Source organism: Kitasatospora sp. NPDC032150 (assembly GCF_055579945.1).
In genome coordinates, this window is sequence record NZ_JBVIMH010000001.1 from 79,887 (window position 1) to 91,413 (window position 11,527).

At 75.3% G+C, this 11,527-nt stretch carries 8 protein-coding genes; 2 read left to right on the forward strand and 6 right to left on the reverse strand.

The window, feature by feature from the left end; all coding sequences use genetic code 11:
* Positions 1-151: 151 nt before the first annotated feature.
* From ACZ5ON_RS00360 to lanL, 6 genes are all read right to left on the reverse strand, one after another.
* Positions 152-850, reverse strand: coding sequence for a class I SAM-dependent methyltransferase (locus tag ACZ5ON_RS00360; RefSeq protein ID WP_465582396.1), 699 nt, complete (start codon positions 848-850; stop codon positions 152-154).
* A 98-nt stretch (positions 851-948) separates the two neighbouring features.
* A complete protein-coding gene (locus ACZ5ON_RS00365) occupies positions 949-2,274 on the reverse strand; it encodes a M48 family metallopeptidase (RefSeq protein ID WP_465582399.1) in 1,326 nt (441 codons plus the stop codon).
* Between the two features lie 198 nt (positions 2,275-2,472).
* Complete coding sequence (locus ACZ5ON_RS00370) at positions 2,473-2,628, reverse strand: hypothetical protein (RefSeq protein WP_465582402.1); 156 nt, start codon at positions 2,626-2,628, stop codon at positions 2,473-2,475.
* A 776-nt stretch (positions 2,629-3,404) separates the two neighbouring features.
* Entirely contained in the window at positions 3,405-3,548 is a 144-nt protein-coding gene (locus tag ACZ5ON_RS00375) for a VenA family class IV lanthipeptide (protein ID WP_465582405.1), read from the reverse strand.
* A 222-nt stretch (positions 3,549-3,770) separates the two neighbouring features.
* On the reverse strand, positions 3,771-5,879 hold the full coding sequence (locus ACZ5ON_RS00380) for an alpha/beta hydrolase family protein (protein ID WP_465582408.1): 2,109 nt from the start codon (positions 5,877-5,879) through the stop codon (positions 3,771-3,773).
* Positions 5,880-5,933: 54 nt separating this feature from the next.
* A complete protein-coding gene (lanL, locus tag ACZ5ON_RS00385; protein ID WP_465582411.1) occupies positions 5,934-8,924 on the reverse strand; it encodes a class IV lanthionine synthetase LanL in 2,991 nt (996 codons plus the stop codon).
* Positions 8,925-9,581: 657 nt separating this feature from the next.
* Here lanL and ACZ5ON_RS00390 point away from each other — a divergent pair.
* Together ACZ5ON_RS00390 and ACZ5ON_RS00395 are read left to right on the forward strand one after the other, a co-directional pair.
* Positions 9,582-10,463 carry a Nif3-like dinuclear metal center hexameric protein gene (locus tag ACZ5ON_RS00390; RefSeq protein ID WP_465582414.1) on the forward strand — a complete coding sequence of 294 codons (882 nt, stop codon included), beginning with the start codon at positions 9,582-9,584 and terminating at the stop codon, positions 10,461-10,463.
* Positions 10,464-10,562: 99 nt separating this feature from the next.
* Positions 10,563-11,303 (forward strand): zinc ribbon domain-containing protein, encoded by a 741-nt coding sequence (locus ACZ5ON_RS00395; protein ID WP_465582417.1) that lies wholly within the window; start codon positions 10,563-10,565, stop codon positions 11,301-11,303.
* Positions 11,304-11,527 lie beyond the last annotated feature (224 nt).

The window sequence follows — 11,527 nt, forward strand, 5'->3', positions numbered from 1 at the left end:
TCCACGGCGTGTCGGTACGGCGGTGCGGCGGTACAGGGAGCTCGCGGGTGGTGCGGTACCGCCGTGTGCGGTGCCGCAGGACTGCGCTCCGAGGGAAGACGTTAGAGCATGGTCCGGCGAGTCCGCAGGAAGCCGGCGGCCTCGGGTGCGGTCAGCCGTCCGCGCGGTCCGAGCCCGCCGGAAGGCCTTCGTGCTGGCCGGCGCCGCGCCGCAGGACCCGCAGCGAACCGGTGACCGAGACCTCCTCGAAGCCCTCCGCCAGCGCCCGCAGGTAGACCCGGTACGGGGCCTGGCCGCCGTCGGCCGGATCCGGGAACACGTCGTGGATCACCAGCAGACCCTCATCGGCGAGGTGCGGCACCCAGCCCTCGTAGTCGCCCGTGGCGTGCTCGTCGGTGTGCCCGCCGTCGATGAAGACCAGCGCCAGGCGCCCGCCCCACACCGCCGCGACCCGCGGAGACCGCCCGACCAGGGCGATCACGTGCTCCTCGAGACCGGCGCGGTGCAGGGTCCGGCGGAAGCGCGGCAGGGTGTCCATCCGCCCGACCTCCGGGTCGACCAGGGTCGGGTCGTGGTACTCCCAGCCCGGCTGCTGCTCCTCCGAGCCCCGGTGGTGGTCCACCGTCAGCGCCACCGTGCCGGCCACCCGCGCGGCGCCGGCCAGCAGGATCGCCGAGCGCCCGCAGTACGTGCCTATCTCCAGCAGCGGCAGCCCGCCGGTCAGCCGCGCCGCGTCGAGGGCCGCCGCGTACAGCGCCAGCCCCTCGTCGGCCGGCATGAACCCGGTCGCCGCCTCGAACGCCGCCAGCACCTCGGGTGCCGGACGGGTGCTCTCCCGGAGATCGGTCATGCTGCTGCTCCCTGAGGTCGTGGTCCTGGTCGCTGGACCCTACTCGACGCCCGTCCGGCGCGGGCAGCCCGGGGCCGGACGGCCGACCCTGGACGGGCTCAGACCGTCTGCAGGCTCCGGGCCACCCGGTCCCGGGACGGAGCCAGTTCGGCCTCGATCAGTTCGGCCTCGGCGTCGGACAGCAGGACGGTCGCCCCGGTCTCCGGTCGGGTGCCGAGCAGGCGGAGTCTGAGGTGGGTCGGCGGGTGGGTCCGGTCCACTGCGCCCAGTTGACGGGCGGACAGGCGCAGCCGCCGCTCCAGCTCGGCCGGCGGGAGGGCGGCCGCCATTCCGCCGAACTCCGCCCAGAGGTCCGGCTCCGGAGCCGCGGCGCTCCGCCGGCTCCGGGAGCCGTGCAGCCTGGCGGTGCTGCGGTGGCGCAGCCGGATGGTCTCCGCACTCGAGTCCAGCAGCAGGGCGGACAGCATCCCGTACGCGGCGCGGGGCGAGGCGACCTCGGCGGCGAGCCGGTCGGCGTGGTACTCCGCCCGTTGGCCGGACCTGGTGGTCAGGGCCTCCAGCAGGTCCAGCAGGGCGCTCACCAGCTGCCTGATCAGCCAGCGCGCGAGGCCGGCGAGCAGATCGGCGATCTGGTCGAACAGCTTGCGGCTCAGGCTCCGGCGGCGGGTGGGCAGGCTGAACCGGTACCACTCGGTGAGAGCGCTCATCGCCGACGCCAGCCAGAGGCTCCGGCGATGGTCGCCGTTGACGTCGTGTCCGAACTCGTGGCCGAGCAGCGCCACCCGCTGCTGCGGCGTCAGCGCGGCCCACAGCGGCAGCCCGATGGTCAGCACGCTGCGCCGGCGGATCCCGACCCGGCCGAAGGAGGCGTTGAAGTCGCCGGTCACCCGGATCGTGTCCACCGGTGGGGCACCCACGGCCGCGCCGACCCGGTCGGCGAGCGCGTACAGCGCGGGAGCGTCGCCACGGCCCAGCACGGTGCCGCCACCGGGTACCCGGCCCAGCCGCGGGCGCAGCGGCCAGGCGATCACCAGGCCGATCAGGCCGAGGATCCGCAGCGGCCAGTGGTCGGTGCAGAGCAGCGCGACGGAGCCGGACACCACGGTGAGCGTCACCAGGTGCACCAGACCGGCCAGTGCCGCGGCCGCGATCCAGACCCGGTCGGGCCCCGGCTCCGCGTCGCTCGCCAGCGACTCGTACAGCTGCTCCACCCGGGTCCTGACCCGCTGTTCACGGGCGGCGTTGCGGCGCTGTCGGCGTTCGGCGAGGCGTCGGGCGCGGGGCGAGTCGTACTCGGGGGTGCGGGTGGCGGGGGTCAGGTTCCATTCGCAGCCGGGGCACCAGACGGGGAAGCGTTCGTCGGCCTCCAGTGGGGCCGAGCAGGCGGGGCAGGCGCGGGGGAGCGCGGTGGGGGTGGCAGGCATGGGCGCTGATCATGCCAGCAGGTGCGGACGGGGCAGGAGTCCGGTGGGGCACGGCCCCGGAACGCCGCGACCGAGGGGCCCCTGGTGGGGCCCCTCGGTCGGCTGACCCGCGTGGGTGCGGGCACGAACGCTCAGCGGTGGCCGAGAAGCTCAGCGGTGACCGAGGCCCAGTGACGGAGCCTCAGCGGTGACCGAGATTCAGCGGCGGTGGCGGCCGTGCGGGCTGGCGTCCGCGGCGTCGTCGGATGCGGTCATGCCCCGGTGGCGACCGTGTGCGGTGTCCTCGGTCGCGGCCCCGTCGGCGCCGGGCGCGGTGCTGTCGTGCTCGGTGGTGTCGGTGAGGGTGTCGGACATCAGGTTCGTCTTCTCCGTGCGAGGGTACTGGTCTGTGGTGCCGCCTGGCACCGGTCGAATCCGGCCGGGGTGCCTACCGCGGGTGGCGCGACGCGCCGGTACCGGTAGCGCGACCCCAAGCCTGTACGTGGCCACCCTATCGGCCGTCTCGTGCACCGGCGTATCGGGAAACCCCGTGGACTCGGCATCATCGACGCCGCACCGGACCTGTGCGGTTCCACGCCGGCGCGCCGGCCGGTGCGTTGCCGGAGGTGCCGCACGGGGTTGATCCCAGCCAGTGGCCGACCGGTTCGCGGTGGAGTGGGGAGAGCACCTGGGGCTCGCCGTGCCGGGCGGCTGGCCCCTGGGCCGGAGTCCAACAGGAGCACCGGACCGACTCGCAGGGCGGAGACGATCCGGTGGGGCGCTGCCACGAGGGTGCCCGCACGGGCAGCGAAACGCCCCCTGCCGCCGGGCCTCGGCGACCGCGTCCAGCTGGCAGGTCGCCTCCTCCGGCACCACCACCGGGGTGGGGAAGAGGCACGTCCGCACCAGGGCGGTGCGCCGGCGTTCCCCCGGCGGCGAGCGCGGACGGATCGCGCGGCGCATCGCCCGCGCTCGCGGAGCCGGGTGGCCATGGGTGCCGCGGCGGGCTGGAGGGCCGTGCACCGGGAGGCCGCCGGGCGGGTGTCCTGGCATGGGGCAACTCCCGGGATCCGGGCGGTGTTGGTGGCAACGGGAGGGCCGCGCCACCCCCGTGAGGGTGTGGCGCGGCCCCGTGTGCCGGCCTGCCGGTGTCAGCTGATGGTGAAGATCAGGCAGGTGAGGATCAGGCAGGTGTACTGGCAGCCGCCGCCGTGACCGGTCAGCTCGACCGACTCGGTCTCCGGCAGCTCCTGCAGCGCGGCAAGGTCGGTCTCGAAGTCCATCAGGTTCTCCATGGTTGGGTCCTCCCCTTGGTGTCCACCGGCCGCACGGTGCGGTCGGTGTCGGTTCTGTCGGCCGCGCGGGCGTTGCCCGCCGGGTTGCGGCCGCTGCGGCAGAATCGTTCTGCCGCAGGTCTCTCTCCCGGGCTCGGCGGGTCGGCCGGGCCGGGAAGCTTCGTGGGTGCCGTCGGCGGGAGCGGGGTGCGTGTCCACCGATGGGCGGTGTCGTGGTGCGGGCTAGGTCGGCCGTCCGGTGTGGAGGAAGGCGGCCAGCAGTTCGTGCAGGACGGCCCCGCCCTCCTCGGCCAGTACCTCGTGGCCGGCGCCGGCCGCCTCCACGTACCGGAAGTCGGTGCCCTCCGTCCGGCCGATCCGCAGCAACTCGTGCCGCAGCGAACGGGATTGGCTGACCGGTACCACCTCGTCCCGGTCCCCGTGCACGATCAGCAGCGGCGCCGTGAGCCGGTGCGCGAGATGGAGCACGTCGCGCGGGCCGCGGGCGTCGGCGATCGGATGGCCCCCGCCGAGCCGGGTGGTCAGTGCCCGGACCGGTGCCGACGCCTCGGCGAGCAGCCGGGCGCCGGACAGGAACGGTGCGACCACGGCGCAGCGGGACACCTGGCCGGCGGGGGCGTACGCGGTGGCGAGCAGGGCGAGGAAGGCGCCGTAGCTCACTCCGAACAGGGCCGGTGGTTCAAGTCCGAGCGCCGAGCGCTGTCCTGATAGGCCGTCGACGAGGTGCAGGACGTCGTCGAGGTCGGGTCCGCCCCAGGCGCCGCGGATGGCCATCGCGTGGTCCACGCCGTAGCCGATGCTGCCGCGCTGGTTGGGGGCGACCACCGTGAGGCCTTCGGTGGCCATCCGCTGCAGGGCCGGGTCGAACTCCAGCCGCCAGGCGTCCGCCGGCCCGCCGTGCAGCGCCACCACCAGCTGGGGTGAACTCAGCCAGGCGTCGCCGCCGTAGACCACGGCCTCGATCGGTCCGGCCGGGCCGGTGAGTTCGAGGCGCTGCGCCGGGTGCCAGCGCCCGCCCTCGCCGGGGTGGGTGCTCGCGTCCAGCCGGAAGCCGGGCGGTGAGGTGCGCAGGACCCGGGTCGGCGCGGACCAGGAGGACCAGGACGACCAGGACCGTACGGTGTCCTGGGCCGCTCCCCGGACGGCCGGTCCCACCGGCCCGCCCTCGTCCGGGGTGCCGCCTTCGGCGCCGGCCGGGTGGAAGGGGCGGGCGGCGTCCGCGGGGCCGAGCGGGGCCAGCTGGAGCGGCAGCGGTACGGGGGTGAGCGCGGGTGCGCCGGACGGGGTGAGGCCGAGCAGGACGTCGACGTCCAGGGTGGCGAGCGCGGCGGGGTGGTCGGGGGCGGAGTAGGGCATCCGCAGCCCGGCGGCGGACCAGTGCCCGACCGCGCCGAGCCGTCCGGGCGGGACGGGCAGCGGGTCGAGCCGGCCGCTGGTGGGCTGCCACAGGGCGAGTGCGGAGGCCGCGCCGTGGTCGATCTGTACGGCGACCCGGATCCCGGCGGGCGCGGGCGCGTCGCCGGGTGCCGACCGGGCGAGCGCCACCGGCCGCAGGACCATCTCCGGGACGTGCAGGCACTCGGGGAAGCGCGGTGGTCCGCCGGCGCCGAGCAGGCCCCAGCCGAGCCGGTCTGCGCCGGGGGCGTCACTGCGGATCATCGCGAAACCGGTGTCCGGGTCGAAGAGCACCAGCCGGTCGTTGCTGCCCTCGGCGATCTCCAGCAGCGGGCTGGCCTGGCCGGACGTCAGGTCCAGTACGACGGACTTGACTGCTCCCGAGCTGACCCGGTCCAGGGCGAGCAGCCGCCCCGTCCGGTCCAGCCAGACGCCGCCGCCGTGCAGCCCGGGGAGCTCGGCGATCCGGCGGGGCTCGGACCCGTCGGTGGTCACCAGCCAGACCGTGGTGACCGGTCGGGTGTCGGTGCCGAGGGCGACTGCGACCGGAACCTGCGCGGGCCGGGCCCCGCCGGGCAGCGGCAGCAGCCGCAGGCCCGGCATCCGCAGCGTGGCCAGCAGCTCCTCGGTGGAGTGGGCACCGCCGTTCGACGGTGCGCAGAGCGCGACCAGGTCGTGCCGGTCGCCGGCGTGGCGGCAGAGCAGGACCCGGCCGTCCGGCAGTGAGACCAGCTGTGAGCGCAGGCTCTCCGAGCGGTTGCCGGGCAGGACCAGCGCGGTCGGCCCTGCCGGGCCGTCCGCCGGCAGCCGCCAACTCTCCACGTACCAGCCGCCGTCGGCGGCCGCGGCCAGGCAGGCCGCGTGCGAGCCGTCTGCGGCGAAGGTGAAGCTCAGCCGGCGCAGCGCCTGGGCGGTGGTGCGGGTGGCGATGCTCATCGCGGGCTCACCTCCTGGGAGTTGTGGTCGGGTGGGGTCGGGCGGCGGGGGCGTTCATCCCCGGCTCGCCGTCGGCTCGGCGGCGCCGTGGCCGGACCGGGTGGCCGGCGGTCGCGGGTCGAGCCAGATCCGCGGACCGCCGTGGCGCAGCCGCAGCAGGAAGGCGAGGGCCCCCGAGCTGCCGGTGCCGTAGGCGGGGGTGCAGCCGGTGCCGGTCTCGTCCGGCAGGACCAGCAGTCCGTCCCTGAGCGCGCTGCGGGCGGCTATCAGGTCCGCCAATTCCCAGGCTGCGCTGCGGAACCGGCTCTCCCCGGTGGCCTCGGCGAGGTCCAGCAGGTACTCGCCGTTGCCGGCCAGGCCGTGGCAGGCGGACGTTCCGCTGTGCCACCGGCCGTCGAGCACCGCCTGTCCGGCGGCCACGGCCAGCTCGTACGCGCTGCGGTCGCCCGTCGCCCGCCAGAGCCGGACCAGGAAGCTGCCCGCTCCGGACGAACCGTTGCACCAGTGCGCCAGCCTGACGCCCTCCGGGTCGCCCGCGCTCTGCGGCCACCAGCCGGCGCGCCCGCCCGGGCCGTCCCGCCGCACGGTGGCGGCCAGTGTCCCGGCGGCCTCGCGGGCCCCGGCGAGCAGCCGGTCGTCCCCGGTGGCCTCGGCGGCGGCCAGCAGGAACGCGCCCACCCCGGCGACCCCGTGGCCGTACCCGAGATGCGTGATCCCGGCGAGGCTGGAGTCGAAGCCCTTCGGCACCGGCCAGACCGTGCCGTACGGTTCGCGTCGAGCGACGGCCAGCAGACCGCGGGCACACTCGGCCGCCCGGTCCAGGTACTCGGCGGAACCGGTCGAGCGGTACAGCCTGAGCTGCAGGAACCCGGCCCCGGCGGCGCCGTGGCAGACGTCGGGATTGGGCCAGACCGGCTGGACCTTGCGGGCCATCGCCTCGGCCCGGTCGGCGAGGTAGCCGTCCGCGAGCGCCTCGGCGGCGTCCAGCAGGGCCCAGGCGGCGCCCGAGCGGCCGAAGTGCAGCCCCGGTAGCACCACCGGCTCGGCCGCGCACCGCCGTTCGATCCACTCGGCCGCCAACCGGGCCGTCCGTAACGCCTGTTCGCGTACGGCGCCGGGAAGCGGCGCGACGGCGGCCCGGGCCAGTACGGCGAGCACGCCGGCGGCGCCGTGCTGGACGTTGCACGGATCGGTGAGCTGCCCGGCCGGGACGGTCGGCCAGAGCCGGTCGCCGCGCTCGGGTGTCGCGCTCTCGGCGAGCTGGCGCAGGCCGTCGGTGAGCAGCCGGTCCGCCAGGGCGGGGGACAGGGTCCGGCCGGGTGCCGGGAAGGGACTGCTCGCGGTCGCGAGTCCTCCGTCGGGGCGCGCCCGGTGCAGGGGGTTCGTCGGGAGTGCGTCCGTCGGCCCGCCGGGCAGCTGTGCGGGGGTGTCCGCCGCCGTCTCCGGGCGCTCAGCCGTGGGCCGCCCCGCGCCGGCCTTGCTCTCGGCCAGTGGCGCGTCCGGCCGGAGGGCGTCCGCGAGCGCGGCCCGTATTCGTGCCGTCTCCCACCGCTGCCCGGGCCGCTCGGCGCGCAGGGCGAGCACGAGCGGTGCCAGGTGCCGCGCGGTCTCGCCGCAGTGTGCGGCGGCGGCCAGCCAGTGGCCCAGCCGGTCGGTGACCGGTCGGGGTTCGGGGGAGTCCTCGGGCAGCAGCGGGTCGTGGCCGGTCGCGAGCAGGAAGAACAGGCCGCCCAGGGCGTACAGGTCGCCGGCGTACTCGGCGCGGGAGTCGGTCAGACCGGGTCCCTGCTCGGGGGCGCGGTACCCGGGCGTGCCGGCCGATCCGGCCGTGCTGCCCATCTCCGCCGCCAGTTCGAGGTCGATCAGCCGGAGCGAACCGTCCGGCCGCACCATCACGTTGCCGGGCGCCAGGTCGCGTACCACCAGCCCCTCGGCGTGCACCCGCTCGACCAGGTCGGTCAGAGCGAGGGCCAGCGGGCCCGCTTCGGCCCAGGCGATGTCCGGTGTGCCGTCGCGGCGCAGGCGTTCGGCCACCCAGCCGCCCAGCGTCCGGCCGGTGATCCGCTCCTGGACCAGGAAGAGCGAGTCACCCTGTTCGATCAGTTCCACCGGGTGCGGGGTGAGCGCGCGGCCGTCGAGGCGCTCCAGCAGCCGTGCCTCGTGGCGCAGCGCCGTCCTGGCCTCCCGGCCGGACCGGTCCACCTCGATGTGCGCGCGGGCCTGCTTGACCACCACCTCATTGCCGTCGGCGTTGTCCCGGCCGAGGAAGACACCGCCCTTGGTCCCGTGCCGGACGGCCGCCGTCAGCGCGTACCGGCCGCCGAGCAGTACCCCGCCGGGGCGCGATCCGCGGCCGGTGGAGCCGTTGCCGGGGGCACCGCCGCCGGCGGGCTTGCGGTCGGCGGTTCCGTTGCCGGGGGTGCCCCCGGTACGGGCCGGTGCGGCCCCGCGAGCGCCGGGGGCGGCCGACCCCCTCCCCTCGACGGGGTCGATCGCCCAGGGCGGGCACCGGTAGCTCGCGCCGCGCACGTCCTCCGTCCGGCTGCCGTCGGGGCCGGTCAGCATCGAGCGGTACGCCCCGTCGTTGCCGAGTTCGGCGCGGGCGGCGACGGCCCCGTACCGGTAGTGCACCCGACTGCCGGGCGCGTACGGCCGGTCGGAGAGGACGACGGGCCCCGGCAGGCCCTCGGTCGCGCGGTGCAGTTCCTCGGCGATCCGCCGGAACTGCTCTTCGTCGACGGGGTAGACGGTGATGAATTTCCCGGCGGAACCGCGCTCGCTGTTCCGGGAATTGATCTCGTGGAGCTTCTCCCGGTCGGCGGCGAATTTGAAAGTGCAGGGGTCTGCAGCGATGACCGACGCCACGGTGGAGAGGACTTCCGTAGCCGCCGGGGAGGCCGCGCTCACGTGTATTTTCCAGCCCTGCGCGGGTACCGCGGCGGCCGGCCCGGACGGCCGGGCCGTGCACCAGAAGCCCTCGACGGTGAGACGCCAGCCACCCTCGTCTCCCCGGCTCCCGGTGCCGGCCACGGCCGCCCGTGCCACCTCCGGCAGCGTGCCGGCCGCACCCGGCCCGTCGCCAACCGACCCCGGCCCCCCAGCCGAGCGCAGCGGTGTGCCCGCCCCCATCTGCTTCACACCCCTCTGCTGCGTCGCCGACGGCGCCCGCTGTGCGGGCCCTCGGTCCGGTCGGTCTTTCGGAGATACGGGACCGGTGCCCCGGCCGCGTCCGCCGCTTTCGCGCCGGCCCTCGGCGTCCCGCCGTCCCGTGCGCCGATCGTCCGATCGGCGGAGCTGGAGGTGGAACGCGGGGAGTCCGGAATTTCGGCGGAGCGCCCATCTCGACCCCCCTGGTCGAGGCAACTCCCGTTCGCATCACTGAAGTTACTTTCGGGACGGGGGTGCCTCAACGCCAGCGAGGTCACTTCACTCTTAAGGGTGATCCAGGCTCGTTTTCGAATGCGCGCTACCCGCAGAGTGTGACCAGAGGCGACGTGGAATTCATGCCTCCGTGCGCCGCCGTCGGCACGCTCACGTGCCTCCGGGCGCCTTCACGCGCCGGTTGACGGACAGCTGTGCGCCCGCCCGCCCGGCGGTGGACGTACCCGGGGCGGCAGGTGGACGGGCTGCTTCGCACACGTCCCGGGCGGCTCCCGCCCCCGCCGGGGCTCGGGGGCTCTCCGCGCGCGGTAGTCTCGACAGGTGCCGAAACTGTCCGACGTCATCAGTGCCCTCGAAGAGCTCTACCCGCCGCAGTGGGCGGAATCCTGGGATGCGGTCGGGCTGGTCTGCGGTGACCCCGAGGCCGAGGTCAGCCGCGTCCTGTTCGCCGTGGACCCGGTCCAGGCGGTGGTGGACGAGGCCGTCGAGTGGGGCGCCGACCTGGTGGTCACCCACCACCCCCTGTATCTGCGCGGCACCACCAGCGTCGCCGCCACCAGCTTCAAGGGGCGGGTGGTGCACACCCTGATCCGCTCCGGGACCGCCCTGCACGTCGCGCACACCAACGCCGACCACGCCGACCCGGGGGTGTCCGACGCCCTCGCGGAGGCGGTCGGCCTGCGGGTGCTCGGTCCGCTGATCCCGGACCCGACCGACCCGGCGGGCCGCCGGGGCACCGGCCGGATCGGCGTCCTGGAGCCGCCGCTCACCCTCGCCGACTTCGCCGCCCAGGTCGCGTCCGGGCTGCCCGCCACGGCCGCCGGCGTCCGGGTGGCCGGGGACACCGACCGGCTGATCACCCGGGTCGCGGTGTGCGGCGGCTCCGGTGACAGCTTCTTCGCCGAGGTGCGCGCCGCCGGTGTCGACGCCTACGTCACCGCCGACCTGCGCCACCACCCGGCCTCCGAGGCCACCGAGGCGGCCCCCGTCGCGCTGGTGGACGCCGCGCACTGGGCCACCGAGTGGCCGTGGCTGAAGCTCGCCGAACGCGGGCTGTCCGCAGCTGCCGAGAAGCACGGCTGGCCGCTGGAGACCAGGGTCTCCGAGGTGGTCACCGACCCGTGGACCGCCCACGCCCCGATGACCGCCTTCGCCTCCGGCACCCCGGTGGCGTCCGCCGCCGGAGTGACCGGGCGGGCCTGACACCCAGTCATCCCGGCCGACCTCGCGCGGCGCACCCGTGCGACACCCCGCGCACCCGAACCCGACCTGCAACCTGACAGATTCACAGGAGCCCTCCGCTTGAACGCCGCGCCCGCCGACCAGATCCGCCTGCTCGACCTGCAGGCCATCGACTCCCGCCTCGACCAGCTGGCCCACCGGCGCCGCAGCCTGCCCGAGCACGCCGAGATCGAGAAGGCGACCGCCGACCACACCGCGCTCAAGGACCTGGTCGTCGCCGCCCAGGCCCAGCTCGGCGACACCACCCGCGAGCAGACCAAGGCCGAGCAGGACGTCGACCAGGTCCGGGCCCGGGCCGCCCGCAACCAGCAGCGGCTGGACTCCGGCGCCATCACTTCGCCGAAGGACCTGGAGAACCTCCAGCACGAGATCGGCTCGCTGGCCAAGCGCCAGGCCGACCTGGAGGACGTCGTCCTGGAGGTGATGGAGCGCCTGGAGGCCGCGCAGACCCGGGTCACCGAGCTGACGGCCCGCCTGGAGCACTCCACGGTCGTCCTCAAGGAGGCCGAGCAGCGCCGGGACGCGGCCTTCGCCGAGATCGACGCCGAGGCCGAGAAGGTCAAGCGCGACCGGGAGACCGTCGCCGCCGTCATCCCGGCCGACCTGCTGAAGCTCTACACCCGTCTGCGCGAGCAGCAGGGTGGTGTCGGTGCGGCCCGGCTGTACCAGCGCCGCTGCGAGGGCTGCCGGGTTGAGTTCTCCATCACCGACCTGAACGCGATCAAGGCCGAGCCGAAGGACGCCGTCGTCCGCTGCGAGAACTGCGGGCGCATCCTGGTCCGTACGGCCGACTCGGTCTAAGCCCGTAGGGAGTACGCCCGCAGGGAGTACGAGCACGCGGGCACGCACCCGGGTGTACGGGTGCGTGCCCGCGAGCCGGCGTGCGCGCTGGGGTGAGTGCCGGCGTGCGCGGCGGTTGGCGTACCTGACGGGCGCCGAGCGTGGTGGTCGGCGTACGTGATGGTCGCCATGCGTGGCGGTCGACGTGCGCGGCTCTCGGCGGTGGTCCGAGCAGATGGCGGGTC

What these genes read in the sequence shown, in the direction of transcription:
- ACZ5ON_RS00375 (WP_465582405.1), bottom strand. Translation starts at nt 3,548, where the DNA reads ATGGAGAACCTGATGGACTTCGAGACCGACCTTGCCGCGCTGCAGGAG.
- ACZ5ON_RS00365 (WP_465582399.1), bottom strand. Translation starts at nt 2,274, where the DNA reads ATGCCTGCCACCCCCACCGCGCTCCCCCGCGCCTGCCCCGCCTGCTCG.
- ACZ5ON_RS00370 (WP_465582402.1), bottom strand. Translation starts at nt 2,628, where the DNA reads ATGTCCGACACCCTCACCGACACCACCGAGCACGACAGCACCGCGCCC.
- ACZ5ON_RS00380 (WP_465582408.1), bottom strand. Translation starts at nt 5,879, where the DNA reads ATGAGCATCGCCACCCGCACCACCGCCCAGGCGCTGCGCCGGCTGAGC.
- ACZ5ON_RS00360 (WP_465582396.1), bottom strand. Translation starts at nt 850, where the DNA reads ATGACCGATCTCCGGGAGAGCACCCGTCCGGCACCCGAGGTGCTGGCG.